The sequence below is a fragment of the Pseudomonas sp. MYb2 genome (assembly GCF_002979955.1).
Taxonomy (GTDB): Bacteria; Pseudomonadota; Gammaproteobacteria; order Pseudomonadales; family Pseudomonadaceae; genus Aquipseudomonas.
On record NZ_PCQC01000001.1, the window covers coordinates 247208 to 272361 of the forward strand.

Below are 25154 nucleotides of genomic sequence, written 5' to 3' on the forward strand. Positions count from 1 at the left end.
TGAACCGCCAACAGCGCCGGGAGAGGGATCTTTACAACGGTTACGGCAGTGCGGCGACGATAGAAATTTCTACCAGAATACTCGGCTTGGCCATTTTCGCTTCGACGGTGGCACGGGCCGGGGCAGCGCCTTTTGGCAGCCACTGATCCCACACCGAGTTCATCCCGGCGAAGTGCTCATCGATGCCGTTCAGGTAGATCGTCGCCGACAACAGGTGTTGCTTGTCGGTGCCGGCCAGATCAAGCAAACGCTCGATGTTGGCCAGTACGTCGCGGGTCTGCTGTTCAATCCCGGCGTCGAAGTCGTCGCCGACCTGCCCCGCCAGATACACGGTGCCGTTGTGGCTGACGATCTGACTCATGCGCTCATTGGTGAGCTGGCGCTGGATTGACATGTTTTGCGGACTCCTGAATTTTGTTGCCGTAACGGGAAATATCGAGGCCTTCGGCGCTGATCTGTGGCTTTTTCTTCGCCATCAGGTCGGCCAGCAAACGACCGGAACCGCACGCCATGGTCCAACCGAGGGTGCCGTGACCGGTGTTGAGGAACAGGTTCTTGAACGGCGTGGCGCCGACGATCGGCGTGCCGTCCGGGGTGGTCGGACGCAGACCGGTCCAGAAACTCGCCTCGGCCAGATTACCGCCCTGAGGATAAAGGTCGTTGACGATCATCTCCAGGGTTTCACGTCGACGCGGGTTCAGCGACAGGTCAAAACCGGCGATCTCGGCCATGCCGCCAACTCGGATGCGGTTGTCGAAACGGGTGATCGCGACCTTGTAGGTCTCGTCGAGAATAGTCGAGGTCGGGGCCATCGCCGGGTTGGTGATCGGCACGGTCAGCGAGTAACCCTTGAGCGGATACACCGGGGCCTTGATGCCCAGCGGCTTGAGCAGTTGCGGCGAGTAGCTGCCGAGCGCCAGCACGTAGCGGTCGGCGGTTTCCAGCTTGCCGTCGATCCACACACCGTTGATGCGATCACCGGCGTAGTCGAGTTTCTGGATGTCCTGACCGAAGCGGAATTCCACACCGAGTTTCACCGCCATTTCGGCGAGACGCGTGGTGAACATCTGGCAGTCGCCAGTCTGGTCGTTCGGCAGGCGCAGGGCACCGGCGAGGATGTCAGTCACGCCCGCCAGCGCCGGTTCAACCCGGGCAATGCCGGCGCGGTCGAGGACTTCAAACGGCACACCGGACTCTTTCAGCACGGCGATGTCTTTGGCGGCGCCATCAAGCTGCGCCTGAGTGCGGAACAGCTGAGTTGTGCCGAGGCTGCGACCTTCATAGGCGATGCCGGTTTCAGCGCGCAGTTCGTCGAGGCAGTCGCGGCTGTATTCGGACAGTCGCACCATGCGTTCCTTGTTCACCGCGTAACGATTGGCGGTGCAGTTGCGCAGCATCTGCGCCATCCACAGGTACTGGTCGATGTCGGCAGTGGCCTTGATCGCGAGAGGGGCGTGACGTTGCAGCAGCCACTTGATCGCCTTCAGCGGCACGCCCGGCGCAGCCCAAGGCGAGGCATAGCCCGGCGAGACCTGGCCGGCGTTGGCGAAACTGGTCTCCATGGCCGCAGCGGGCTGCCGGTCGACCACCACCACTTCAAACCCGGCACGGGCCAGATAGTAAGCACTGGCGGTACCGATGACGCCGCTACCCAAGACCATTACGCGCATTTTTGTTTCCCTCATCGCGGCGGGGCCGCGCACGTCTGTTGTTAGAGCAATGATGCGCGCAGTGTAAAAAAGAAATGCCAGTGCTTTTCACTATATAAGCGCCTATATTTGGCGACAATTCTCGGCAAAAACCCTTTTCACGGAGGCGCATCCCCTATGCGTACCAACACTCAGACCAAACGTGAGCTGGACAAGATCGACCGCAACATCTTGCGGATCCTGCAGGCGGACGGGCGGATTTCCTTTACCGAACTGGGCGAAAAGGTCGGGCTCTCGACCACGCCGTGCACTGAGCGCGTGCGGCGTCTGGAGCGCGAAGGGATCATCATGGGCTACAACGCCCGGCTGAATCCGCAGCACTTGAAGGGTAGCTTGCTGGTGTTCGTCGAGATCAGCCTCGACTACAAATCCGGCGACACCTTCGAGGAGTTCCGCCGCGCGGTGCTGAAGTTGCCGCACGTGCTGGAATGTCATTTGGTGTCAGGGGATTTCGACTATCTGGTGAAGGCGCGGATTTCCGAGATGGCCTCGTACCGCAAGCTGCTGGGCGACATTCTGTTGAAGCTGCCGCATGTGCGGGAGTCGAAGAGTTATATCGTGATGGAAGAGGTCAAGGAGAGCCTGAGCCTGCCGATTCCGGATTAAGCACCGAGATGATCGTTCCCATGCTCTGCGTGGGAACGCCTCTTCGGACGCTCCGCGTTCGGCCTTTGGGACGCAGAGCGTCCCGGGCTGCATTCCCACGCAGAGCGTGGGAACGATCTTTTAGACCAACACCTGCCGATTCGCCGCCATGTACTCGAAAATCTGCTTCTCCACCCGTGGATGAATCAGCTCCACCGGCCGCCGCTCATTCGGGCAAGGCAAGGTTTTGGTCGTGCCGAACAATCGGCAAATCAACGGCCGCTCTTCATACACCGTGCAGCCATTCGGGCCCAGGTGCACACAGTTCAACTCTTCCATCGCCGCATCCTGCTCGGCGCGGGTCTTACGCGGCAGGCGGGCCATTTCTTCCGGCGAGGTGGTCACCGGGCCGCAGCAGTCGTGGCAGCCGGGCACGCACTCGAATGAGGGGATCTGCTGGCGCAAGGTGCGGATTTTCTGGCTGTTGCAGCTCATCGAAGCGGTGACCGAGTTGAAATAGACGGCAATTGTGCCGCAAAAGCCCTGATCCAGACACCGCAGGCCGACCAGTGTTGCCCACGTTCGGGCGTGCGGCTTATGCTCCGTCAAATTTTCTCGACACCTTAGCCGTTGGATGACGCCCATGACTGCCCGCGCCTTCACCTCCGCGAGCCAACCCCACGTTGCCTCCTACTACGCCGCCAGCAGCCTGCCGCAGCCCGATCATCCGCTGCTGCAAGGCGAGGTAGTCGCGGACGTCTGCGTGGTCGGCGGCGGTTTTTCCGGGTTGAATACGGCACTGGAACTGGCCGAGCGCGGCCTCAGCGTGGTGCTGCTGGAAGCGCACAAGATCGGCTGGGGCGCCAGCGGACGTAATGGCGGACAGTTGATTCGCGGGGTCGGCCATGGTCTCGATCAGTTCTCCAATGTCATCGGCAGCGACGGCGTGCGCGAGATGAAACTGATGGGCCTGGAAGCGGTGGAAATCGTTCGTCAGCGTGTCGAGCGTTTTCAGATTGCCTGCGACCTGACCTGGGGCTACTGCGACCTTGCCAACAAACCCGCTGACCTTGAGGGTTTTGCCGAAGACGCCGAAGAGTTGCGCAGCCTCGGTTATCGCTACGAAACCCGTTTGCTGCAAGCCCACGAAATGCACACGGTGGTCGGCTCAAAGCGCTATGTCGGTGGTTTGATAGATATGGGTTCAGGACATCTGCATCCGCTGAATCTCGCGCTGGGCGAAGCAGCGGCGGCGCAGCAATTGGGCGTCAAACTGTTTGAACATTCGGCAGTGACGCGTATCGATTACGGCCCCGAAGTCAAAGTCCATACAGCCCAGGGTTCGGTGCGCGCCAAGACCCTCGTGCTTGGCTGCAACGCGTATCTCAATGGTCTGAACCCGCAACTCAGCGGCAAGGTCCTGCCGGCCGGCAGCTACATCATCGCCACCGAACCGTTGAGCGAAGAAAAGGCGCACAACCTGCTGCCGCAGAACATGGCGGTCTGCGACCAGCGTGTCGCGCTGGATTACTACCGGCTCTCGGCGGATCGTCGTTTGCTTTTTGGTGGCGCCTGCCATTACTCGGGACGTGATCCGAAAGATATCGCCGCATACATGCAGCCGAAGATGCTCGAAGTGTTCCCGCAACTCGCTGGCGTGAAGATCGATTATCAGTGGGGCGGGATGATCGGCATCGGCGCCAACCGTTTGCCGCAGATCGGCCGGCTCACGGACCAGCCGAACGTGTATTACGCCCAGGCCTATTCAGGCCACGGGGTGAATGCCACGCACCTGGCGGGCAAGTTGCTCGCCGAGGCGATCAGCGGGCAGCACAGCGGCGGGTTTGACCTGTTTGCCAAGGTGCCGCACATCACCTTCCCGGGCGGCAAGCATTTGCGTTCGCCATTGTTGGCGTTGGGGATGTTGTGGCATCGCCTCAAAGAGTTGGTCTGATGTCTTTGCAGTGGATTGAAGGCCCTATCGCGAGCAGGCTCACTCCTACAGTTGAAATGCGTTCCCCTGTAGGAGTGAGCCTGCTCGCGATGAGGCCCGAAAAGACCCTACAGATCTCAGATCCGCCAGAACGGCTTCAACCCCTCCTCCAGCGCCTGCTCACGCGTCAGCCCGATGTCCTTGAGCTGATCCGTCGTCAGCGCCAGCAATGCCTTGCGCGTGTGCAGACGATGCCACAACAGACCCCAGCGACTCAGGCCGGAGGGAGCGTTGCGCATGATCTCATTGCGCGCACGATCCTTCTGCCCTGCCGCCAGTTCCTGGCTGTGTAACGTCAGCCGCACATCGCTCAAGCCGTTCATTTTTGTCGCTCCTGTTTACTTGGGTAGCCAGAGATTCCATGATGCGCGGGTCGTCAAAAGCATTACAGATTCAACACACCTGTATTAACTCCATACAGATTTGCTGCTTCCGAGTCTGAATTGTCGATTTGTGACGCATCTGTACTGGTTTAACGAATCAACTGCATCGAGGCAGTGCCATGACCCTGTATGTGAACCTCGCCGAACTGCTCGGCACGCGCATCGAACAAGGCTTCTATCGTCCAGGTGACCGGTTGCCATCGGTGCGCGCCTTGAGCGTAGAACATGGTGTCAGCCTGAGCACGGTGCAGCAGGCTTATCGCATGCTCGAAGACAGCGGCCTGGCCACGCCGAAACCCAAGTCCGGCTATTTCGTCCCGGTCGGGCGCGAGTTGCCGGAACTGCCCGCCGTCGGCCGTCCGGCGCAGCGTCCGGTGGAAATCTCGCAGTGGGATCAGGTGCTGGAGCTGATTCGCGCGGTGCCGCGCAAGGACGTCGTGCAACTGGGGCGCGGCATGCCCGACATCAGCTCGCCGACGATGAAACCGCTGTTGCGTGGGCTGGCGCGGATCAGCCGCCGCCAGGACATGCCCGGCCTGTATTACGACAACATCCACGGCACCCTCGAACTGCGTGAACAGATCGCCCGATTGATGCTCGATTCCGGCTGCCAGTTGAGCCCCAGCGATCTGGTGGTCACCACCGGGTGCCACGAAGCGCTGTCCACCAGCATCCACGCGATCTGCGAGCCGGGCGACATTGTCGCGGTCGATTCGCCGAGCTTCCACGGTGCCATGCAAACGCTCAAAGGTCTGGGCATGAAAGCCCTGGAAATTCCCACCGACCCGCTCACCGGCATCAGCCTCGAAGCGCTGGAACTGGCGCTGGAGCAATGGCCGATCAAGGTCATCCAGCTCACCCCGAACTGCAATAACCCGCTCGGCTACATCATGCCGGAGTCGCGTAAACGCGCCCTGCTCAACCTCGCTCAACGCTTCGACGTGGCGATCATCGAAGACGATGTGTATGGCGAACTGGCCTACACCTACCCGCGTCCGCGCACGATCAAATCCTTCGACGAAGATGGCCGCGTGCTGCTGTGCAGTTCGTTTTCCAAGACCCTGGCGCCAGGGCTGCGGATTGGCTGGGTTGCACCGGGCCGTTATCTGGAGCGTGTGCTGCACATGAAATACATCAGCACCGGATCCACCGCCCCGCAACCGCAGATCGCCATTGCCGAATTCCTCAAGTCCGGGCATTTCGAACCGCATTTGCGGCGGATGCGCACGCAATACCAACGTAATCGCGACATGATGATCGACTGGGTAACCCGTTATTTCCCTGCCGGCACCCGCGCCAGCCGCCCACAGGGCAGCTTCATGCTGTGGGTTGAATTGCCGGAAGGCTTCGACACGTTGAAACTGAATCGTGCCTTGCACGATCAGGGCGTACAGATTGCCGTCGGCAGTATCTTTTCCGCTTCGGGCAAGTACCGCAATTGCTTGCGGATGAACTACGCTGCGAAACCGACAGCGCAGATCGAAGAAGCCGTGCGCAAGGTCGGTGCGATGGCCATTCAACTGCTCGCCGAAGCCGACTGACCTTTTTCCAGAGACCAGCGTCCATATGCCGACCTCAGCCGCCAACCGGAACGATCCTACGTGAGCTTCAGACAGCCCCTACTCGCTTTGCTGTTATTCACCTCGTTCCTCAGCGGCTGCGCCAGCCTCGATGTGCCGCGCGAGCCGAGCGAGGCCTTGCCGGCGTCCGGCTCCAGTTTTGGCCGCTCGATCCAGGCCCAGGCGGCGCCCTATCAGGGCCGCTCCGGTTTCCGCCTGCTATCCAACAGCACCGAATCCTTCACCGCCCGCGCCGAGTTGATCCGCCATGCGCAGGTCAGCCTCGATTTGCAGTACTACATCGTTCACGACGGCATCAGCACGCGGATGCTGGTGGACGAATTGCTCAAGGCCGCCGACCGCGGCGTGCGTGTGCGCATCTTGCTCGACGACACCACCAGCGATGGCCTGGACCAGATCATCGCCACGCTGGCGGCGCATCCGCAGATTCAGATCAGACTGTTCAACCCGCTGCATCTGGGGCGCAGCACCGGCGTCACGCGCGCGGCTGGACGTTTGTTCAACCTGTCGCTGCAACACCGTCGCATGCACAACAAACTGTGGCTGGCGGACAACAGCGCAGCCATCGTCGGCGGGCGCAATCTGGGTGATGAGTATTTCGATGCCGAGCCGAATCTGAATTTCACCGACATCGACATGCTCAGCGTCGGCCCGGTTGCCGAGCAGCTCGGACACAGCTTCGATCAATACTGGAACAGCGCCCTGAGCAAACCGATCGACGAATTCCTCTCCAGCAAACCAACCGCCAAAGATCTGCAGAACACCCGCACGCGTTTGGAAGAATCCCTGGAAGAAACGCGCAAACAGAATCACGCGCTGTATCAGCAGTTGATGACCTTCACCACCGAGCCGCGCATGGACATCTGGCGCAAGGAGCTGATCTGGGCGTGGAACCAGGCGCTGTGGGATGCGCCAAGCAAGGTGCTGGCCAAGGGCGAGCCGGATCCGCAGTTGCTGCTGACCACGCAACTGGCGCCGGAGCTTAGGGGTGTCAGCAAAGAACTGATCATGATCTCGGCGTACTTCGTACCAGGCCAGCCAGGGTTGGTGTACCTGACGGGACGCGCCGATGCCGGCGTTACCGTGAGTCTGCTGACCAATTCGCTGGAAGCCACTGACGTGCCAGCGGTGCACGGCGGCTATGCGCCGTATCGCAAAGCGTTGCTGGAGCACGGTGTGAAACTGTATGAACTGCGACGCCAGCCTGGGGATAACTATGGCAGCGGGCCGCATGTGTTTTACAGCAAGTCGTTTCGCGGCTCGGATTCCAGTTTGCATAGCAAGGCGATGATCTTCGATCGGCAGAAATCGTTCATTGGCTCGTTCAACTTTGATCCCCGCTCGGTGTTGTGGAACACCGAAGTCGGCGTGTTGGTCGACAGCCCTGAGCTGGCCGAACATGTTCGCGAACTGGCCTTGCAGGGTATGGCGCCAGCGCTGAGTTATGAGGCGAAATTGCAGGATGGTCAGATTGTCTGGGTTACCGAAGACAACGGCCAGATGCATACGCTAACCAAGGAGCCGGGGAGTTGGTGGCGACGGTTTAATGCGTGGTTCAGCACCACGGTCGGCCTGGAGCGCATGCTTTAAAAAGCAAAAGATCGCAGCCTTCGGCAGCTCCTACAGTTTGAAATGCATTCCCCTGTAGGAGCTGCCGAAGGCTGCGATCTTTTGATCTACACAGGTTCTGTCACCGGGCCGAATGCCCCCTGACGCAACAGCAAAATCACCAACCCAAACGCCCCGATCGCCATCAACAACGGCAACGCATGCCCATTGATCCACTGGCTCCCCGCCCCCGCCGCCAACGGCCCAACCAGACAGCCCACGCCCCAGAGCTGCGCAATATGCGCATTCGCCCGCACCAGCGCATCGTCGCGATAACGCTCGCCAATCAAAATCAGCGACAGGGTAAACAGCCCGCCGGCACTGGCGCCGAACAACACCCACAGCGGCCAGATCAGCAATGTATCGATTAACAGCGGAATTGCCAGACTCGACAGCATCAACACCACCGCACAGCCAGCGAACAACGTGCGCCGCGACAGGTAATCGGCCAACGCGCCAATCGGCAATTGCAGCAGCGCATCACCGACCACCACGGTGCTGACCATGGCCAGGGCGATTTCAGCGGTGAAACCCTGTTGCAGGCAATACACCGGCAGCAACGTCAGGATCATCGCTTCGAACGCGGCAAACAACGACACCGCCCAGGCAATCGCTGGCAGCTCGCGGGCGAAGCCCCACAGGTCGCGGAACGTCACGCTGCTCGCTTCACTGCTCGGCGCACCGCTGCGACCGAGCAACAGCAAGGGCGAGACCAGCAAAAGGCCCACGCCGACCCAGAAACCGTAATCATGCCCGGTGCCCAGCGCGCCCAGCAGTAACGGACCCGACAGTTGGCTCAGCGCATAACTGCTGCCATACAGCGCCACCAATCGCCCGCGCCAATGTTCAACCACCAGTTGATTGATCCAGCTCTCGCCAAGGATGAACACGATGGTCAGGATCACCCCGATCATCAGGCGCAATACCAGCCAGATCGGGTAACTTGGCAACAGCGCCAGCAGGCCGATCGATAGCGCCCCGGCCCACAGGCACAGGCGCATCAGGTTGGCCGTGCCAAAGCGTGCCGCCAGATGGCTGGAAATCTTCGCGCCCAACAACACGCCAATCGCCGGCATCGCTGCCATTACACCGATGGCGAAGGAACCGTAACCCCAGCCTTCCAGGCGCAACGACACCAACGGCATGCTGACCCCCAGGGCCAGACCGACACTCAAGACAGACGCCAACACGGCGAAATACGTCGCCCACCGCATGCTCCACGCTCCTGTGGATAATTATTTTTAGAGGCCACATCAAACAAATGTGGGAGCGAGCCTGCTCGCGAATGCGGCTGCACATTCAGCACATGGGCTGACTGATACACCGCTTTCGCGAGCAGGCTCGCTCCCACAGGGATCTGCCTCGTTTGGAGGATCTGCTCTTGCGAACAGACCCTCCTAACGGCTTACAGCTTGATCCACGTCGCCTTCAGCTCGGTGTACTTGTCGAACGCGTGCAGCGACTTGTCGCGACCATTGCCCGACTGCTTGAAACCACCAAACGGTGCGGTCATGTCACCGCCGTCGTACTGGTTGACCCATACGCTACCGGCACGCAGGGCCTTGGCGGTCAGGTGCGCCTTGGAGATGTCTTGGGTCCAGACTGCTGCGGCCAGGCCGTACGGCGTGTCGTTGGCGATCTGGATGGCTTCCTCGGCGGTATCGAAAGCGATCACCGACAGTACCGGACCGAAGATCTCTTCCTGAGCGATCTTCATCGCGTTGCTCACACCGTCGAAAATCGTCGGCTCAACATACGTACCACCAGTTTCCTGAAGGATGCGCTTGCCGCCGGCCACCAGTTTGGCGCCATCGGTGTGACCGGATTCGATGTACGACAGCACGGTGTTCATCTGCTGGGTATCGACCAGCGCGCCCACATTGGTCGCCGGATCCAGCGGATTGCCCGGTTTCCAGGTTTTCAGCGCCTCGATCACCATCGGCAGGAATGTGTCCTTGATCGAACGCTCGACCAGCAGACGCGAACCGGCGGTGCAGACTTCGCCCTGGTTGAAGGCGATGGCGCTAGCGGCGGATTCAGCGGCAGCTTGCAGATCCGGCGCATCGGCAAAGACGATGTTCGGGCTCTTGCCACCGGCTTCGAGCCAGACGCGCTTCATGTTCGATTCGCCGGAGTAGATCATCAGTTGCTTGGCGATCTTGGTCGAACCGGTGAACACCAGCGTGTCGACATCGTTATGCAGAGCCAGCGCCTTGCCAACGGTGTGGCCGTAGCCCGGCAGCACATTGAGCACGCCCTTCGGAATGCCAGCTTCAACCGCCAGTGCAGCGATGCGGATGGCGGTCAGCGGGGATTTTTCCGATGGCTTGAGAATCACCGAGTTACCGGTCGACAGCGCCGGGCCGAGTTTCCAGCAGGCCATCATCAGCGGAAAGTTCCACGGCACGATGGCGCCGACCACGCCTACCGGCTCGCGGGTTACCAGACCCAGTTGGTCGTGCGGCGTAGCGGCGACTTCGTCATAGATCTTGTCGATCGCTTCACCGCTCCAGCTCAGCGCCTGCGCCGCGCCCGGAACGTCGATGTACAGTGAGTCGCTGATCGGCTTGCCCATGTCGAGGGTTTCGAGCAGGGCCAGTTCTTCGGCGTGCTGCTTCAGCAGGCCGGCAAAACGGATCATGGTGGCTTTGCGTTTGGTCGGCGCCAGGCGCGACCACACGCCGGAATTAAAAGTGGCGCGGGCGTTTTCCACGGCGCGCTGGGCGTCGGCGGCGTCACAGCTGGCAATTTTGCCGAGCAGACGGCCATCGACCGGGCTGATGCACTCGAAGGTCTCGCCGGAGACGGCGTCGGTGTATTCGCCATTGAGGTAGGCGCGGCCTTCGATTTTCAGGTCGCGGGCGCGTTGTTCCCAGTCGGCACGAGTCAGGGTGGTCATTTCGAGTGTCCTCCGCTTGTTGAATACGAGCGCCGCGCGATCTTCGCCAGCGTCCTCAGGAATTCTGCCCGTCCAGCCGGTTTTTCGGCCAGAGGCACCCGCCACCCTAAACCAGCGGCCGGGGTTGTTTCAATATATTTGACATAAGGTGGCCATACGGCCTTGCGGTGTTGATTTTAATCAACATAGACTTTGGCCCTTTCCAGCCAATCGCGCCGTATTCACAGGGGATAACAACAATGAACATCCAGAACGTCGTCGACATCAGCCTGACCAGCAGCGAAGCCGAACGCTATCGCCCGGACCCGGCCAAAGTGCTCAAGGGTGACCCTGAACAGGCCGTGTTCCATCAATACGACAGCCCTTGTGGGCAGATGGGCGTTGGCGTGTGGGAAGGCGCGGTTGGGCAGTGGACGGTGAATTACACCGAGCACGAATACTGCGAGATTTTGCAGGGGGTTTCGGTGCTGCGTGATGGTGAGGGCAATGCCAAGACGTTGCGCGTTGGCGACCGGTTTGTGATTCCGGCGGGGTTTCGTGGCACTTGGGAAGTGCTGGAGGCTTGCCGCAAGGTCTATGTGATCTTTGAACAGAAGGCTTGAGGATTTTCGCTGGCTGATTCGGCCCTATCGCGAGCAGGCTCACTCCTACAGGTGACCGCATTCCAATGTAGGAGTGAGCCTGCTCGCGAAGGGGCCAGAACAGGAAACCCCAAATCCGAGGCAACAAAAAAGGCCCGTATCGTGAGATACGGGCCTTTTTCGTAAGTCAGGAAAAATCAATTACTTGATTTTGCCTTCCTTGTAGATCACGTGCTTGCGAACAACCGGATCATATTTCTTGATCTCGATTTTGTCCGGGGTAGTACGCTTGTTCTTGTCGGTAGTGTAGAAGTGACCAGTACCGGCGCTCGAGATCAAACGAATCAATTCACGCATGATTAGCTCCCTTAAATCTTGCCATCGCGGCGAAGTTCGGCGAGCACGACAGTGATGCCACGCTTGTCGATGATACGCATGCCTTTGGCAGATACGCGCAGACGCACAAAACGTTTCTCTTCTTCAACCCAGAAGCGGTGATGCTGCAGGTTCGGCAGGAAACGACGACGGGTTTTGTTGTTTGCGTGGGAAATGTTATTCCCAGTCACCGGACCCTTACCGGTAACTTGACATACTCTCGACATGCCTCAGCCCTCTAAAACCACATGCCCAACCCGGCATGGGTTGGCCGCTTAATCTCTCAGTCATTTGGCGCCAGGCGCCGCGTTTCTTTAGAGGTCTTACCGGCTACACCTACAGTGAAGGAACCGGGCCCCTAGAAAAGAGCGCTGCTTTATACCAGAAAGACCGGGGTGCAACAACATTCGGTGTGAAATCAATCGGTAAAAAGGCGCTTTTTCGGTCTGCGAACGCTTTGGATAAAGGCCGGCATCGATTTTTACCACTCGTCGCAGAAAGTCGCCCAAGCAGGCGTTTCAGACTTTTTGCGAAGCACCGCGGTCTGAAAAACGGCCATCACTGTGCCCTTAAAATGCAAAAAGGGGATAGTCATTTGTAATCCAGCCCTCTAGGGTAGGCCTTTTCCAGACTGCACTTGCAGATGGGCCTTCGATCTGTAAAAGGAAACCGACCATGCGCCTCGCTGCCCTACCCCTGTTGCTCGCCCCGCTCCTGCTGAGCCCCCTGGCCCAAGCCGCCGCGCTGAGCGTCTGCACCGAGGCCAGCCCGGAAGGGTTCGACGTGGTGCAATACAACTCGCTGACCACCACCAACGCCTCGGCCGACGTGCTGATGAACCGTCTGGTGGACTTCGACACCGCCAGCGGCAAAGTCGTACCAAGCCTGGCCGATAGCTGGGAAGTCAGCACCGATGGCCTGACTTACCTGTTCAAGCTGCACCCGCAGGTGAAATTTCACACGACCGATTACTTCAAGCCGAGCCGCGAGCTGACCGCCGAAGACGTCAAATTCAGCTTCGACCGCATGCTCGACCCGGCCAACCCGTGGCACAAAGTCGCCCAGAGCGGTTTCCCGCACGCACAGTCGATGCAGTTGCCGGCGCTGATCAAGAAGATCGACGCACTCGATCCGCTGACCGTGCGCTTCACCCTTGATCATCCGGATTCGACGTTCCTCGCCACACTGAGCATGGGCTTCGCCTCGATCTATTCCGCCGAATACGCCGACAAACTGATGAAGGCCGGCGCGACCGACAAGCTCAACAGCCAGCCTATCGGCACTGGTCCGTTCGTGTTCACCCGTTTCCAGAAAGACGCAGCGATTCGTTACAAGGCCAATCCGGACTACTTCGGCGGCAAACCTTCGGTGGATCCGTTGATCTTCGCCATCACCCCGGACGCCAACGTGCGCCTGCAAAAGCTGCGGCGCAATGAATGCCAGATCGCCCTGTCACCGAAGCCACTCGACGTACAGGCCGCGCTGAAAGAACCGACGCTGAAAGTCGAAAAGACTGACGCGTTCATGACCGCATTCGTCGGCATCAACAGCCAGCATCCGCCGCTGGACAAACCCGAAGTGCGTCAGGCGATCAACCTCGCCTTCGACAAGGCCAACTACATCAAAGCCGTGTTTGAAGACACCGCCGAAGCCGCCAACGGCCCTTACCCGCCGAACACCTGGAGTTACGCGAAGAACCTGCCGGGTTACCCGCACGATGTCGCCAAAGCCAAGGCATTGCTGGCCAAGGCCGGGTTGAAGGACGGTTTCCAGACCACCATCTGGACGCGCCCGTCGGGCAGCCTGCTCAACCCAAACCCGAGCCTGGGCGCGCAGATGCTGCAGTCGGATCTGGCGGAAATCGGCATTCAGGCGGAAATCCGCGTGATCGAGTGGGGCGAGCTGATTCGTCGCGCCAAGGCCGGCGAGCATGATTTGCTGTTCATGGGCTGGGCCGGCGACAACGGCGACCCGGACAACTTCCTCACGCCGCAGTTTTCCTGCGCAGCGGTCAAGTCGGGCACCAACTTTGCGCGCTACTGCAATGCCGATCTGGACAAGCTGATCAGCGCTGGCAAGACCACCAGCGAGCAAGGCGTACGGACCAAACTGTATGAACAGGCGCAGACGCAGATTCAGCAGCAGGCGTTGTGGTTGCCGCTGGCGCATCCGACGGCTTACGCACTGACGCGTAAAGACGTACAGGGTTACTCGGTGAGCCCGTTTGGAAGGCAGGACTACTCCAAGGTCAACCTGAAATAACCTGCCTTACACATAACCTGTAGGAGTGAGCCTGCTCGCGATGGCGTCATTTCAGTCAACCCATTCGGTGACTGGAAAATTGCTATCGCGAGCAGGCTCACTCCCACAGTGGTTTAGCGTTTGTTCCTGAGAGTTACATCCAGCCACACTCCGCCATCGACAGCGGCTCACCATCGCCGATGATGAAGTGATCGAGCACGCGCACATCAATCATCTCCAGCGTTTTTTGCAAGCGCTTGGTCAGCAGCCGATCCGCCTGACTGGGGTCAGTGTTGCCCGACGGATGGTTGTGACAGAGGATCAATGCCGCCGCGTTATTGGCCAAACATCGCTTCACTACCTCACGGGGATGCACGCTGGTGTTGTCGATGGAGCCGCGAAACAGTGTCTCGAACGTGAGCACTTGATGTTTGGAATCGAGAAACAGGCAACCAAACACCTCATGCGGTTCGTGACGCAGCATCGCTTTCAGATAATCGCGAACGACCTGAGGGTTTTCCAGGGCTGGTTTTTGCCGTGATTTCTCAGCCAGATGCCGCCTGTTCATCTCTTGAGCCGCTTGCAGCTGTGCAAACTTCGCAGGCCCAAGCCCCAATTGCTTGCTGAATTCGTCCTGATCGGCCTCAAGCAGTAAACGCAGGCTGCCGAATTGAGTCAGCAGATTGCGCGCCAGATCCACAGCACTTAATCCGGGCAGTCCGGTGCGCAGAAAAATGGCCAATAACTCAGCGTCCGAGAGGCTCGCTGCCCCATGCTCCAATAACCTTTCCCGCGGCCGTTCCGCCGCAGGCCAATCGCGAATACTCATACACATTCCCTGTCTGTGGGCGCCGCTGTTCCGTAGCGGTCGCTGTGATATCGTAGCCCATCTTTTTTGTGGTCGATTCAACCCTGGGGAGGGGGCATCGCACCGCAGTCATCAACGAAATGAAAGGCAGACCTATGCAGCGGCTGTATCGGAAACGCATCGTTCTGGGCGTCGGCGGCGGCATCGCGGCCTACAAGAGCGCCGATCTGGTTCGTCGCCTGATCGACCAGGGCGCCGAAGTGCGTGTGGTCATGACCCACGGCGGCGCCGAATTCATCACCCCGCTGACCATGCAGGCGCTGTCCGGCCACCCGGTTCACCTCGACTTGCTCGACCCGGCCGCCGAAGCCGCGATGGGCCACATCGAGCTGGCCAAGTGGGCCGATCTGGTGCTGATCGCCCCGGCCACCGCCGACCTGCTCGCGCGTCTGGCGCAAGGCATCGCCAACGACTTGCTGACCACCCTGGTGCTGGCCACCGACGCTGTGGTCGCTGTCGCGCCGGCAATGAATCAGGCGATGTGGCGCGATCCGGCGACCCAGGCCAACCTGCAACTCCTGCAAAGCCGTGGCCTGAAGACCTTCGGTCCGGCCTCGGGCAGTCAGGCCTGTGGCGACGTCGGCATGGGCCGCATGATGGAAGCCACCGATCTGGCGCAATGCGCGGCAGACTGCTTCCAGCGTCAGGCACTGACCGGCAAACACGTGGTGATCACCGCGGGCCCGACCCAGGAAAACATCGACCCGGTGCGCTACATCACCAACCACAGCTCCGGGAAAATGGGCTTTGCCCTCGCCGAAGCAGCGGTTGAAGCCGGCGCCCGTGTGACCTTGATCAGCGGCCCGGTGCACCTGCCGACCCCGAACCGCGTCACGCGCATCGACGTGGTCAGCGCCCGCGACATGCTCGCGGCGTGTGAATCGGCGATCCCGTGCGACGTGTTTATCGCCTCGGCAGCCGTTGCGGACTACCGCCCGGAAGTCGTCGCCCCGCAAAAACTCAAGAAAGATCCTACGAGCGGTGACGGCTTCGTCCTGCAAATGGTGCGTAACCCAGACATCCTGGCCACCATCGCGACCCGTCCCGACCGTCCGTTCAGTGTCGGCTTTGCCGCCGAGACCGAACACCTGCTCGACTACGCTGCACGCAAGCTGAAGGACAAGAATCTCGATTTGATCGTCGCCAACGACGTCGCCAACCCGAGCATCGGTTTCAACAGCGAAGAAAACGCCTGCAGCGTGATTGACCGTGAGCTGCATGCCACGGTTTTCGCCCAGACCAGCAAGAGCAAGATCGCTCGCCAACTGGTCACTTTTATCGCCGAACGTCTGAACCAGGTTTAATTTACATGCACGCTTTGCAAGCCAAGATCCTCGACCCACGCATCGGCACCGAATTCCCGCTGCCGCAATACGCCACTCCGGGCTCCGCCGGCCTCGACCTGCGCGCCATGCTGGAACAGGACATCGTGATCAAACCGGGTGAAACCGTGCTGATCCCCACCGGGCTGTCGGTTTACATCGGCGATCCGAACCTCGCCGCGCTGATCCTGCCGCGCTCGGGCATGGGCCATAAGCACGGCATCGTGCTGGGCAACCTCGTCGGCCTGATCGACTCCGACTACCAGGGCCCGCTGATGGTGTCCTGCTGGAACCGTGGCCAGAGTGATTTCACCATGACCGTCGGCGAACGTCTGGCGCAACTGGTGCTGGTACCGGTGGTGCAGGCGCACTTCGAAATGGTCGAAGAGTTCGTCGAAACCGAACGCGGCACGGGTGGTTTCGGCCACACCGGCACCAAATAACCGGCGTCATCGTCTGTAGGAGCTGCCGAAGGCTGCGATCTTTTGATTTGGTTTTCTACGATCAAGACCAAAGATCGCAGCCTGCGGCAGCTCCTACAGGGGGAAATTTCAGGCAGATCGGCTGAAAGGTTTACCGCCGTAAATCAAGGTTTTGCCGGCCGAAAGCCACGCCAGCCGAGGCGTCATGGCCCTTTCATACCACGAACTCTCTGTGGAAAACGCCGTCATACCCTTCAGTTTGAGCCTGCCGTCGAACGATTCGTCGGTCTGTCCCGCCACTTTCGAGATGGAGCATTTCCGTAGATGAGCACCCCAGCCAAGATTGCCCCGAAGCTGCCCGACAGCATTTTCCGCGCTTATGACATTCGCGGCACCGTGCCGGAATTCCTCAATGCCGAAACCGCTTACTGGATCGGCCGCGCCATCGGTTCGCAGAGCCTCGCCCAAGGCGAGCCAAATGTGTCCGTCGGTCGCGACGGCCGCCTGTCCGGCCCCGAGCTGGTGGCAGAGCTGATCCGCGGTATCGCCGAGAGTGGCTGCCACGTCAGCGACGTCGGCCTGGTGCCGACACCGGCGCTGTACTACGCCGCCAACGTGTTGGCCGGCAAGTCCGGGGTGATGCTCACCGGCAGCCACAACCCGTCGAACTACAACGGCTTCAAGATCGTCATCGCCGGCGATACCCTCGCCAACGAACAGATTCAGGCCCTGCACGAGCGCCTCAAGACCAACAACCTGAGCAGCGGCGCGGGCAGCGTCACCCAGGTCGAAATCCTCGACCGCTACAACACCGAAATCGTCCAGGACATCAAACTGGCCCGGCGCATGAAAGTCGTGGTCGACTGCGGCAACGGCGCGGCCGGCGTGATCGCCCCGCAACTGATCGAAGCGCTGAACTGCGAAGTCATCCCGCTGTTCTGCGAAGTCGATGGCAACTTCCCGAATCACCACCCGGATCCGGGCAAGCCTGAGAACCTCGTCGACCTGATCGCCAAGGTCAAGGAAACCAACGCCGACATCGGCCTGGCCTTCGACGGCGACGGCGACCGTGTCGGCGTGGTGACCAACACCGGCAGCATCGTCTACCCCGATCGCCTGCTGATGCTGTTCGCCCGTGACGTGGTGGCGCGCAACCCGGACGCGGAAATCATCTTCGACGTCAAATGCACCCGTCGTCTGGTGCCGCTGATCAAGGAATACGGTGGTCGGCCGCTAATGTGGAAGACCGGTCATTCGTTGATCAAAAAGAAAATGAAACAATCCGGTGCGCTCTTGGCCGGCGAAATGAGCGGCCACATCTTCTTCAAGGAGCGCTGGTTCGGTTTCGACGACGGTATCTACAGCGCTGCACGGCTGCTGGAGATCCTCAGCAAGGAAAAATCCACCGCGGAAGAGCTGTTTGCGACCTTCCCGAACGATATTTCTACGCCGGAAATCAATATCCATGTGACCGAAGAGAGCAAATTCAGCATCATTGATGCACTGCACGACGCACAGTGGGGTCCAGGCGCTGACCTGACCACCATTGACGGTGTGCGAGTCGATTACGCCAAAGGCTGGGGCCTGGTGCGCGCCTCCAACACCACACCGGTGCTGGTGCTGCGCTTCGAGGCCGATGACGAGGCTGAATTGCAACGTATCAAGGATGTGTTCCACGCCCAACTGAAACGCGTTGCACCTGATCTCCAACTACCGTTCTGATCCACCCGGAGCCCTGAATGACCCTCGAACGCGATGCCGCCGCCAACACTGCCAAGGTCCTGTCCGAAGCGCTGCCTTACATCCGACGTTATGTCGGCAAGACCCTGGTGATCAAATACGGCGGCAACGCGATGGAAAGCGAGGAGCTGAAAACCGGCTTCGCCCGCGACATCGTGCTGATGAAAGCCGTGGGCATCAACCCGGTGGTCGTGCACGGTGGCGGCCCGCAGATCGGTGATCTGCTCAAGCGCCTGTCGATCGAGAGCCACTTCGTCGATGGCATGCGCGTCACCGACGCGGCGACCATGGACGTGGTGGAAATGGTCTTGGGCGGCCAGGTCAACAAAAGCATCGTCAACCTGATCAACCGCCACGGCGGCAGCGCCATCGGCCTGACCGGTAAAGACGCCGAGCTGATTCGTGCGAAGAAGCTCACCGTCACCCGCCAGACCCCGGAGATGACCCAGCCGGAAATCATCGACATCGGCCACGTTGGCGAAGTCATCGGGATCAACACCGACTTGCTCAACCTGTTGGTCAAAGGTGATTTCATCCCGGTGATCGCGCCGATCGGCGTCGGCGCCAACGGCGAGTCGTACAACATCAACGCCGACCTGGTGGCAGGCAAAGTTGCCGAAGCGCTGAAAGCCGAAAAGCTGATGCTGTTGACCAACATCGCCGGCCTGATGGACAAGTCGGGCACTGTGTTGACCGGCCTGAGCACCCAGCAAGTCGACGACCTGATCGCCGACGGCACGATCTACGGCGGCATGCTGCCGAAAATCCGTTGCGCGCTGGAAGCAGTTCAGGGCGGCGTGGGCAGCTCGCTGATCATCGACGGTCGCGTGCCAAACGCGATCCTGCTGGAAATCTTCACTGACACTGGTGTGGGTACGTTGATTAGTAATCGCAAGCGTCACTGATTGCTGAAAGGCTAAAGATCGCAGCCTGCGGCAGCTCCTACAAAAGCGAATTTCATTAGTATGAATTCACTGTAGGAACTGACGAAGTCTGCGATCTTTTTTGTGCGCGCAAGACACGTCCGACACAACTCAGCGAAACGTCCGACATCCCCTCCTAACAAATCTCCCTAGGATCTTCCCTTCATCCACCGGAGATTTACCCATGCAAAAAGATAGCGTTCCTTACGGCAGTGACATTTCGGCTGGCACCTATGCCTGCGTGGACTGCGGCCGAGAGTATTCAGGCCCTTCGCAAAAATCGATGCCGCCCTGCCCCGACTTCACGGAAGCCTCGCACCCGCTCAAGGGCTGGAAAGTCCTCAGCGGCCAAGGCGATGCGCCACAGGATCCATACCCGCAAACCAGCGAAAAATAACTCGGAGCGCCTGAGCCATGCAGATCTCGTTCACGATTGATGCCGCTGCTTTCGAGCTGGAACAAAAGGAACCGGTCAAGAAAACCTTGCGCATTGGCGACGCTGAAATCACCCACGCCTTGCAGCGCATTGCCAAGGCCAGCCTGACCGAATACCTGAAAATGCTGGTCGAAGGCGGCATGCCCAGCCGGGCTGACGAGGCCAAGCAGGATCGTCTGCTCTACCTGATTCAGAGCTACTTCGGGCAAACATTGCCGACCGAATCGCAGATCTCGACGATCTTTCAGCTAACCCAAAGTCAAAGCAAAACCTTGTTGAAAAACACCGTGTCACGCTTTCGTAACCAGCTCGACGACATCCTGCAACACAGCATGCGTGCGGTGATCGAGACGGCCGAACGCGCGCAAACCGTGTTTTTGGTGGTCATCAGTTCGGATGTGATTCGCGATGAGCTGAACATGCTTATCACTCAGAACGAGCCCACTTTCAAACCCATCACCAAACGTAAGGGCAGCGCCGGGCAGTTCGAGATCAGCGAGGATAGCCACGCCTTACTCTGCACGACGCTGGGGCTCAATGCCGTTCAATGACATCGTCGCGGTCAGTGGTTTGCTGCTGACCCTGACCACCTTCCTGTTCAATCTGGCGTGGCCAGCGCTCAGCGAAGCTTTGGCGCTGGATGAATACCAGTCGGGGCCGCTGAACCGAAAACGCAGTCGAGGGAAAGTACGGACGGCGTTTTATTCGCGGGCGCTGCCGCTGACGTGCGCGTTTGTGGCGTTGTTTTACGTCAATCTACCGGCCGCTGTAGGCATTGTCCGCAGCAGCAAACTGGATCTGTGGGATTTTGATGTGGATCGGACGTTGTACGTGATGGTGGTACTGGCGCTGCTGGCATTTGCGCTGATCAATGCGGGATTAACCGTGAAACTGATCAGAAAATGGCGAAACCTGCGTTAAGTCGAATCCCCTGTAGGAGCTGCCGAAGGCTGCGATCTTTTGATTTTGTTTTTTAAGATCAAAAGATCGCAGCCTTCGGCAGCTCCTACAGAATGATGTCGTATCAGACGCCGAACTGGGCGCGGTACGCTTCCACCGCCGGCAAGTGCTGCTTGAGCTGCGGATCATCGGCGAGGAATTCCAGCACCTGATTCAGCGAAACAATGCTGATCACCGGGATACCGAAGTCACGCTCGACTTCCTGGATCGCCGACAACTCACCGTTGCCACGCTCCTGACGGTTCAGGGCAATCAGCACTCCAGCGGCCTTGGCGCCGTCCTGGGAAGCGATGATCTGCATCACTTCACGGATCGCGGTGCCTGCGGTGATCACGTCGTCGATGATCAACACATCGCCGGTCAGCGGCGCGCCGACCAGGCTGCCACCTTCGCCGTGAGCCTTGGCTTCCTTACGGTTGAAGCACCATGGCAGGTCACGGTCGTGATGCTCGGCCAGCGCCACAGCTGTGGTCGCTGCCAACGGGATGCCTTTGTAGGCCGGGCCAAACAGAACGTCGAAAGGAATGCCGCTCTCGGCAATGGCTGCAGCGTAGAAACGCCCCAGCTGCGCCAGGGCCGAACCCGAGTTGAACAGGCCGGCGTTGAAGAAGTAAGGACTGGTGCGCCCGGACTTCAGGGTGAACTCACCGAAGCGCAAAACGCCGCGATCGATGGCAAAACGAATGAAATCGCGCTGATACGCTTGCATGAAAAAAACCCCAAATACCACGGATTTAGCTAATTAGCTTGACGCCGTGTATCATACACGCACGCGATTTTTGGGGCCATTTATGCGGATCATCAGTGTGAACGTCAATGGTATTCAGGCGGCAGTCGAGCGCGGTTTGCTCAGTTGGCTGCAAGCTCAGAATGCCGACGTCATCTGCCTGCAGGACACCCGTGCCTCCGCCTTTGAACTGGATGACCCAGCCTTCCAACTGGATGGCTACTTCCTTTATGCCTGCGATGCTGAAGTCCCTGCCCAAGGTGGCGTGGCTTTGTATTCGCGGTTGCAACCGAAGGCTGTCATCAGCGGTCTCGGTTTCGAGACGGCCGACCGCTACGGGCGCTACCTGCAAGCAGATTTCGACAAAGTCAGTATTGCCACCTTGCTGTTTCCTTCGGGGATGAACGGCGATGAGGACTTGAACCAGAAGTTCAAGCTCATGGACGACTTCGGCAAATACCTGGACAAACAGCGACGCAAACGTCGCGAGTACATTTATTGTGGCTCGCTGTATGTTGCGCAGCAGAAGCTCGACATCAAAAACTGGCGTGACAGCCAGCAATCCCCGGGATTCCTGGCGCCAGAGCGCGCCTGGATGGACGAGATTGTCGGCAACATGGGCTACGTCGATGCCTTGCGCGAAGTCAGCCGTGAAGGCGACCAGTACAGCTGGTGGCCGGACAACGAGCAGGCCGAGATGCTCAATCTGGGCTGGCGCTTCGACTACCAGATCCTGACCCCGGGCTTGCGGCGCTCCGTGCGCAGTGCACGCCTGCCGCGTCAGCCACGGTTTTCGCAACATGCGCCGCTGATCGTCGACTACGACTGGACGCTGACCATCTAGGTGTCGATTCGCAGATAAAAAATGCCCGTATCGCAAGATACGGGCATTTTTTTGTACGGCTGCTCGAAACGAATCCGAACTCAGACCGCCGCGAAGAATGGCAGGGCCAGATACAGCTTGATCACAATGACATTGATGATGTCGATGAAGAACGCGCCCACCATCGGCACCACCAAAAAGGCAATCTGCGAGGGGCCGTAGCGCTGCGTCACTGCCTGCATGTTGGCAATCGCGGTTGGTGTGGCCCCGAGGCCGAAACCGCAATGTCCAGCGGCCAGAACGGCGGCATCGTAGTTGCTGCCCATCACCCGGAACGTCACGAGGATCGCGAAGAGCGCCATGACCAGTGCCTGCACCGCCAGAATGATGAAAATCGGCAAGGCCAGGGCCGCCAGATCCCACAATTTCAGTGACATCAGGGCAATCGCCAAAAACAACGAAAGACTAACGTTACCGAGCACCGAGACTTCACGCTCGAACACCTGATACAGGCCAAGTGCTGAAAGGCCGTTGCGCAGCACCACACCGACGAACAGCACACAGACGAACGTCGGCAGCTCGAATGCGGTTCCGTGCAGCAGGCCATTCAACAGATTGCCAGCCAACAGGCTGATGGCAATCAACGCCAACGTTTCGATGAACGAAAAGGGTGTGATCGAGCGTTCTTTATTCGGCTGCTCAAAACCTTTTGGCAGGCGCGGCGCTTCCTGTTGATTGCAGCCGGGCACTGTCACGCGCTTGATCAGCAAACGAGCAACTGGTCCTCCGATCAACCCACCCAGCACCAGACCGAACGTCGCGGAGGCCATTGCCAGCTCGGAGGCGGAAGCCAGACCGTACTTCTCGCTGAACACCGTCCCCCATGCCGCACCGGTACCGTGACCGCCCGCCAGGGTAATCGAGCCTGTCAACAGCCCCATCAAAGGGTCGAGCCCAAGCAGGGTGGCCAAGCCGATACCCATCGCATTCTGCACCACCAACAGCCCGGTGACTGCCAGCAGGAATATCCCCACGATGCGCCCGCCTTTCTTCAGGCTGGCAAAGTCCGCACTCAAACCGATGGTGGCGAAAAAAGCCAGCATCAAAGGCGTTTGAAGGGAAGTATCGAAGCGCACTTCAATATCGAATGTTCGTAGCAGCAATAAAATCAAGGCAACCAACAGGCCACCCGCTACCGGCTCAGGAATATTGTAACTACGCATGAAACCAACACGTGTAACAAGTCCGCGCCCCAGCAGAAGTACCAAGGAGGCGGCCACTAGCGTTCCGTAAAAATCAAGCTGAATCATTGGGATCATTTTGGCTAATTATTCAGAGGCGAACTTTTTACCTGGACACGCCTCATGAACCGGCTGATTGTCTCAACACTGATTACTATGAAATTCAAGAACCTTCGATGGCTTGAACATGTCGAAATATTTCAGGAGAAATATAACGCCTGGCAACTTTAACAACCGTCAAAAGCCGTTGCCAAGGGCCTTGGCAAGCACTGGGGCTTGCAGTTGTGACTAAATATGTAACTTTGGAGTTTATAGATAACCCAAACTACCAATCATCGCCACCAGAAAAATCCTACATACAAAAGTCGGAAATCTTAGTTGTAGAAATAAAAATGCCCTGACATTTCAGGGCATTTTTTAATCATTGCGAACGGCGATCAAGTTATCTATTTGACCAACCGCCAGGTAAACGGATAACGATACGGAAACCCTTCGTTAGCCTTCACACCGGCAATGATCGTCAAGATCAGCGCGCCAATGGCCAACAGGCCAAACAGGAAGAAGCCAATAATCAGCACCATCAGCAGGAAACAAATCGCCGAAGCAATCGCCACAGTGATCTGAAAATTCAGCGCTTCCTTGCCCTGCGCATCGATGAACGGGTCCGTCTCGCGCTTCATCTGCCACAGGATCAGCGGCCCGATCAACGTGCCGAACGGAATCCAGATCCCCAGCAAGGCGGACAAGTGACAAAACATCGCCCATTGGCGAACCTCGTGGCTCGGCTTGGGCAGCAGCTCTTGTTCATCACTCATCGCGAACTCCTTGCGGTTATGAATCGGTTCAGTCAGCCAGTGCGGATTTTTGCAGTTCGAAGATTTCGTTCATGCCTTGCTTGGCCAGTTCCAGCATGGCGTTGAGGTCTTCAGGCTGGAACGGTGCGCCTTCGGCGGTGCCCTGCACTTCGATGAAACCACCGGTGCTGGTCATCACGACGTTGAGGTCGGTCTCGGCAGCGGAGTCTTCAAGATAGTCCAGATCCAGTACCGCTTCGCCCTGATACATGCCGACGGACACTGCGCCGATCATTTGTTTGAGTGGATCACCGCCTTTCAGGCCGCCACGCTTCTTGATCACTTTCAGCGCATCGACCAGCGCAACCATCGCGCCGGTGATCGACGCGGTGCGAGTACCGCCGTCAGCCTGGATCACGTCGCAGTCGACGTACAGCGTGACGTCGCCCAGCTTGGACATGTCCAGCGCCGCGCGCAACGAGCGGCCGATCAGACGCTGGATTTCCAGGGTCCGACCGCCCTGCTTGCCACGGCTGGCTTCGCGCTGGTTACGCTCGCCGGTGGCGCGCGGCAGCATGCCGTACTCGGCAGTCAACCAACCCTGACCCTGACCTTTGAGGAAACGCGGCACGCCGTTTTCCACGCTGACGGTGCAGATGACTTTGGTATCACCGAATTCGACCAGTACAGATCCCTCGGCGTGTTTGGTGTAGTTGCGGGTAATGCGGATCGAGCGGAGCTGATCGGCAGCGCGACCACTTGGACGTTTCATAGGGAATACCTGTACGGGGGACGGAAAACTGCCGAGCATTATAGAGCGGCGCACCGCAACTGGGCACTTGTTAAAAATGCCGACCGCCGACCGAGCCACCTGAAACACGCATTACCGACGGGCTGCAGCCCTTTGTCACACCGTGTGTTTGGGCGCATTCGCCGCACTGCGC

26 protein-coding genes and 1 pseudogene are annotated in these 25154 nt (G+C 59.1%); 14 read left to right on the forward strand and 13 right to left on the reverse strand.

Features of this window, described 5'->3' with window-relative positions; genetic code table 11:
* Window positions 1-40 precede the first annotated feature (40 nt).
* Both CQ009_RS01210 and dadA read right to left on the reverse strand, forming a co-directional pair.
* Window positions 41-394: a RidA family protein gene (locus tag CQ009_RS01210; RefSeq protein WP_008086784.1), complete on the reverse strand. Its 354-nt coding sequence runs from the start codon at window positions 392-394 to the stop codon at window positions 41-43.
* The gene (gene dadA / locus CQ009_RS01215; RefSeq protein WP_064389549.1) at window positions 366-1670 is read right to left on the reverse strand and encodes a D-amino acid dehydrogenase; all 1305 of its coding nucleotides are present in this window, start codon (window positions 1668-1670) and stop codon (window positions 366-368) included. The genes CQ009_RS01210 and dadA overlap by 29 nt, the downstream gene beginning before the upstream one ends.
* Window positions 1671-1826: 156 nt before the next feature.
* On the opposite strand from dadA, the gene CQ009_RS01220 reads away from it, so the two are divergent.
* Window positions 1827-2315, forward strand: coding sequence for an Lrp/AsnC ligand binding domain-containing protein (locus CQ009_RS01220; protein WP_003177284.1), 489 nt, complete (start codon window positions 1827-1829; stop codon window positions 2313-2315).
* Window positions 2316-2435: 120 nt separating this feature from the next.
* Here the strand turns inward: CQ009_RS01220 and CQ009_RS01225 are convergent, their stop codons facing one another.
* Entirely contained in the window at window positions 2436-2789 is a 354-nt protein-coding gene (locus CQ009_RS01225) for a YkgJ family cysteine cluster protein (RefSeq protein ID WP_064389779.1), read from the reverse strand.
* A 148-nt stretch (window positions 2790-2937) separates the two neighbouring features.
* On the opposite strand from CQ009_RS01225, the gene CQ009_RS01230 reads away from it, so the two are divergent.
* Window positions 2938-4248 (forward strand): FAD-binding oxidoreductase, encoded by a 1311-nt coding sequence (locus CQ009_RS01230; RefSeq protein WP_105704669.1) that lies wholly within the window; start codon window positions 2938-2940, stop codon window positions 4246-4248.
* Between the two features lie 116 nt (window positions 4249-4364).
* Here CQ009_RS01230 and CQ009_RS01235 read toward each other — a convergent pair whose 3' ends face one another.
* Complete coding sequence (locus CQ009_RS01235) at window positions 4365-4610, reverse strand: DUF1127 domain-containing protein (RefSeq protein ID WP_064389551.1); 246 nt, start codon at window positions 4608-4610, stop codon at window positions 4365-4367.
* 179 nt (window positions 4611-4789) lie between these two features.
* On the opposite strand from CQ009_RS01235, the gene CQ009_RS01240 reads away from it, so the two are divergent.
* Both CQ009_RS01240 and CQ009_RS01245 read left to right on the forward strand, forming a co-directional pair.
* A complete protein-coding gene (locus tag CQ009_RS01240) occupies window positions 4790-6211 on the forward strand; it encodes a PLP-dependent aminotransferase family protein (protein ID WP_064389552.1) in 1422 nt (473 codons plus the stop codon).
* A 60-nt stretch (window positions 6212-6271) separates the two neighbouring features.
* Window positions 6272-7840 (forward strand): phospholipase D family protein, encoded by a 1569-nt coding sequence (locus tag CQ009_RS01245; RefSeq protein ID WP_064389553.1) that lies wholly within the window; start codon window positions 6272-6274, stop codon window positions 7838-7840.
* A gap of 86 nt (window positions 7841-7926) precedes the next feature.
* Here the strand turns inward: CQ009_RS01245 and CQ009_RS01250 are convergent, their stop codons facing one another.
* Window positions 7927-9072 (reverse strand): MFS transporter, encoded by a 1146-nt coding sequence (locus CQ009_RS01250; protein WP_105704670.1) that lies wholly within the window; start codon window positions 9070-9072, stop codon window positions 7927-7929.
* A gap of 191 nt (window positions 9073-9263) precedes the next feature.
* Window positions 9264-10757, reverse strand: coding sequence for an aldehyde dehydrogenase (locus CQ009_RS01255; protein ID WP_016985821.1), 1494 nt, complete (start codon window positions 10755-10757; stop codon window positions 9264-9266).
* Window positions 10758-10996: 239 nt separating this feature from the next.
* On the opposite strand from CQ009_RS01255, the gene CQ009_RS01260 reads away from it, so the two are divergent.
* Window positions 10997-11359 (forward strand): cupin domain-containing protein, encoded by a 363-nt coding sequence (locus tag CQ009_RS01260; RefSeq protein WP_064389555.1) that lies wholly within the window; start codon window positions 10997-10999, stop codon window positions 11357-11359.
* Between the two features lie 180 nt (window positions 11360-11539).
* On the opposite strand, the gene rpmG is transcribed toward CQ009_RS01260, so the two are convergent.
* Window positions 11540-11695 (reverse strand): 50S ribosomal protein L33, encoded by a 156-nt coding sequence (gene rpmG, locus CQ009_RS01265; RefSeq protein ID WP_003177274.1) that lies wholly within the window; start codon window positions 11693-11695, stop codon window positions 11540-11542.
* 11 nt (window positions 11696-11706) lie between these two features.
* Entirely contained in the window at window positions 11707-11940 is a 234-nt protein-coding gene (gene rpmB / locus CQ009_RS01270; RefSeq protein WP_007920377.1) for a 50S ribosomal protein L28, read from the reverse strand.
* 448 nt (window positions 11941-12388) lie between these two features.
* On the opposite strand from rpmB, the gene CQ009_RS01275 reads away from it, so the two are divergent.
* Window positions 12389-13975 (forward strand): ABC transporter substrate-binding protein, encoded by a 1587-nt coding sequence (locus CQ009_RS01275; RefSeq protein WP_064389556.1) that lies wholly within the window; start codon window positions 12389-12391, stop codon window positions 13973-13975.
* A 133-nt stretch (window positions 13976-14108) separates the two neighbouring features.
* Here CQ009_RS01275 and radC read toward each other — a convergent pair whose 3' ends face one another.
* Entirely contained in the window at window positions 14109-14783 is a 675-nt protein-coding gene (gene radC, locus CQ009_RS01285) for a DNA repair protein RadC (protein WP_105704671.1), read from the reverse strand.
* 134 nt (window positions 14784-14917) lie between these two features.
* Here radC and coaBC point away from each other — a divergent pair, with 134 nt between their 5' ends.
* The 7 genes and pseudogenes from coaBC (at window position 14918) to CQ009_RS01320 (ending at window position 20586) form a co-directional block, all read left to right on the forward strand.
* Complete coding sequence (gene coaBC, locus CQ009_RS01290) at window positions 14918-16126, forward strand: bifunctional phosphopantothenoylcysteine decarboxylase/phosphopantothenate--cysteine ligase CoaBC (RefSeq protein ID WP_105704672.1); 1209 nt, start codon at window positions 14918-14920, stop codon at window positions 16124-16126.
* A gap of 5 nt (window positions 16127-16131) precedes the next feature.
* The gene (gene dut / locus CQ009_RS01295) at window positions 16132-16587 is read left to right on the forward strand and encodes a dUTP diphosphatase (protein WP_016772550.1); all 456 of its coding nucleotides are present in this window, start codon (window positions 16132-16134) and stop codon (window positions 16585-16587) included.
* A 324-nt stretch (window positions 16588-16911) separates the two neighbouring features.
* A pseudogene (locus tag CQ009_RS01300) lies at window positions 16912-18288 on the forward strand (phosphomannomutase/phosphoglucomutase); the annotation flags it as partial.
* A 17-nt stretch (window positions 18289-18305) separates the two neighbouring features.
* Window positions 18306-19211, forward strand: coding sequence for an acetylglutamate kinase (gene argB, locus CQ009_RS01305; protein WP_053125034.1), 906 nt, complete (start codon window positions 18306-18308; stop codon window positions 19209-19211).
* Window positions 19212-19413: 202 nt separating this feature from the next.
* Window positions 19414-19626 carry a hypothetical protein gene (locus CQ009_RS01310; protein WP_064389561.1) on the forward strand — a complete coding sequence of 71 codons (213 nt, stop codon included), beginning with the start codon at window positions 19414-19416 and terminating at the stop codon, window positions 19624-19626.
* A 17-nt stretch (window positions 19627-19643) separates the two neighbouring features.
* Window positions 19644-20216 (forward strand): hypothetical protein, encoded by a 573-nt coding sequence (locus CQ009_RS01315; protein ID WP_064389562.1) that lies wholly within the window; start codon window positions 19644-19646, stop codon window positions 20214-20216.
* Window positions 20203-20586, forward strand: a complete 384-nt coding sequence (locus CQ009_RS01320) for a hypothetical protein (RefSeq protein ID WP_064389563.1) — start codon at window positions 20203-20205, stop codon at window positions 20584-20586. Before CQ009_RS01315 ends, CQ009_RS01320 begins: the two co-directional genes overlap by 14 nt.
* Before the next feature lie 103 nt (window positions 20587-20689).
* Here CQ009_RS01320 and pyrE read toward each other — a convergent pair whose 3' ends face one another.
* The gene (gene pyrE / locus CQ009_RS01330) at window positions 20690-21334 is read right to left on the reverse strand and encodes an orotate phosphoribosyltransferase (protein WP_008078597.1); all 645 of its coding nucleotides are present in this window, start codon (window positions 21332-21334) and stop codon (window positions 20690-20692) included.
* A gap of 82 nt (window positions 21335-21416) precedes the next feature.
* On the opposite strand from pyrE, the gene CQ009_RS01335 reads away from it, so the two are divergent.
* The gene (locus CQ009_RS01335) at window positions 21417-22196 is read left to right on the forward strand and encodes an exodeoxyribonuclease III (RefSeq protein ID WP_016772543.1); all 780 of its coding nucleotides are present in this window, start codon (window positions 21417-21419) and stop codon (window positions 22194-22196) included.
* A gap of 80 nt (window positions 22197-22276) precedes the next feature.
* Here the strand turns inward: CQ009_RS01335 and gltS are convergent, their stop codons facing one another.
* From gltS to rph, 3 genes are all read right to left on the reverse strand, one after another.
* Window positions 22277-23485, reverse strand: coding sequence for a sodium/glutamate symporter (gene gltS / locus CQ009_RS01340; protein ID WP_105704673.1), 1209 nt, complete (start codon window positions 23483-23485; stop codon window positions 22277-22279).
* 377 nt (window positions 23486-23862) lie between these two features.
* Window positions 23863-24231, reverse strand: a complete 369-nt coding sequence (locus CQ009_RS01345; protein WP_064389565.1) for a DUF4870 domain-containing protein — start codon at window positions 24229-24231, stop codon at window positions 23863-23865.
* 28 nt (window positions 24232-24259) lie between these two features.
* Complete coding sequence (gene rph / locus CQ009_RS01350; RefSeq protein ID WP_064389566.1) at window positions 24260-24982, reverse strand: ribonuclease PH; 723 nt, start codon at window positions 24980-24982, stop codon at window positions 24260-24262.
* Between the last annotated feature and the right edge of the window lie 172 nt (window positions 24983-25154).

Bases quoted from the DNA above. Each gene is read 5' to 3' on its own strand.
- CQ009_RS01255 (WP_016985821.1), bottom strand. From the start codon at position 10,757: ATGACCACCCTGACTCGTGCCGACTGGGAACAACGCGCCCGCGACCTG.
- CQ009_RS01275 (WP_064389556.1), top strand. From the start codon at position 12,389: ATGCGCCTCGCTGCCCTACCCCTGTTGCTCGCCCCGCTCCTGCTGAGC.
- rpmG (WP_003177274.1), bottom strand. From the start codon at position 11,695: ATGCGTGAATTGATTCGTTTGATCTCGAGCGCCGGTACTGGTCACTTC.
- CQ009_RS01320 (WP_064389563.1), top strand. From the start codon at position 20,203: ATGCCGTTCAATGACATCGTCGCGGTCAGTGGTTTGCTGCTGACCCTG.
- CQ009_RS01235 (WP_064389551.1), bottom strand. From the start codon at position 4,610: ATGAACGGCTTGAGCGATGTGCGGCTGACGTTACACAGCCAGGAACTG.
- CQ009_RS01225 (WP_064389779.1), bottom strand. From the start codon at position 2,789: ATGAGCTGCAACAGCCAGAAAATCCGCACCTTGCGCCAGCAGATCCCC.
- gltS (WP_105704673.1), bottom strand. From the start codon at position 23,485: ATGATTCAGCTTGATTTTTACGGAACGCTAGTGGCCGCCTCCTTGGTA.
- CQ009_RS01220 (WP_003177284.1), top strand. From the start codon at position 1,827: ATGCGTACCAACACTCAGACCAAACGTGAGCTGGACAAGATCGACCGC.
- CQ009_RS01250 (WP_105704670.1), bottom strand. From the start codon at position 9,072: ATGCGGTGGGCGACGTATTTCGCCGTGTTGGCGTCTGTCTTGAGTGTC.
- rpmB (WP_007920377.1), bottom strand. From the start codon at position 11,940: ATGTCGAGAGTATGTCAAGTTACCGGTAAGGGTCCGGTGACTGGGAAT.
- coaBC (WP_105704672.1), top strand. From the start codon at position 14,918: ATGCAGCGGCTGTATCGGAAACGCATCGTTCTGGGCGTCGGCGGCGGC.
- radC (WP_105704671.1), bottom strand. From the start codon at position 14,783: ATGAGTATTCGCGATTGGCCTGCGGCGGAACGGCCGCGGGAAAGGTTA.
- CQ009_RS01240 (WP_064389552.1), top strand. From the start codon at position 4,790: ATGACCCTGTATGTGAACCTCGCCGAACTGCTCGGCACGCGCATCGAA.
- CQ009_RS01310 (WP_064389561.1), top strand. From the start codon at position 19,414: ATGCAAAAAGATAGCGTTCCTTACGGCAGTGACATTTCGGCTGGCACC.
- dadA (WP_064389549.1), bottom strand. From the start codon at position 1,670: ATGCGCGTAATGGTCTTGGGTAGCGGCGTCATCGGTACCGCCAGTGCT.
- CQ009_RS01335 (WP_016772543.1), top strand. From the start codon at position 21,417: ATGCGGATCATCAGTGTGAACGTCAATGGTATTCAGGCGGCAGTCGAG.
- rph (WP_064389566.1), bottom strand. From the start codon at position 24,982: ATGAAACGTCCAAGTGGTCGCGCTGCCGATCAGCTCCGCTCGATCCGC.
- argB (WP_053125034.1), top strand. From the start codon at position 18,306: ATGACCCTCGAACGCGATGCCGCCGCCAACACTGCCAAGGTCCTGTCC.
- CQ009_RS01210 (WP_008086784.1), bottom strand. From the start codon at position 394: ATGTCAATCCAGCGCCAGCTCACCAATGAGCGCATGAGTCAGATCGTC.
- dut (WP_016772550.1), top strand. From the start codon at position 16,132: ATGCACGCTTTGCAAGCCAAGATCCTCGACCCACGCATCGGCACCGAA.
- pyrE (WP_008078597.1), bottom strand. From the start codon at position 21,334: ATGCAAGCGTATCAGCGCGATTTCATTCGTTTTGCCATCGATCGCGGC.
- CQ009_RS01230 (WP_105704669.1), top strand. From the start codon at position 2,938: ATGACTGCCCGCGCCTTCACCTCCGCGAGCCAACCCCACGTTGCCTCC.
- CQ009_RS01315 (WP_064389562.1), top strand. From the start codon at position 19,644: ATGCAGATCTCGTTCACGATTGATGCCGCTGCTTTCGAGCTGGAACAA.
- CQ009_RS01260 (WP_064389555.1), top strand. From the start codon at position 10,997: ATGAACATCCAGAACGTCGTCGACATCAGCCTGACCAGCAGCGAAGCC.
- CQ009_RS01345 (WP_064389565.1), bottom strand. From the start codon at position 24,231: ATGAGTGATGAACAAGAGCTGCTGCCCAAGCCGAGCCACGAGGTTCGC.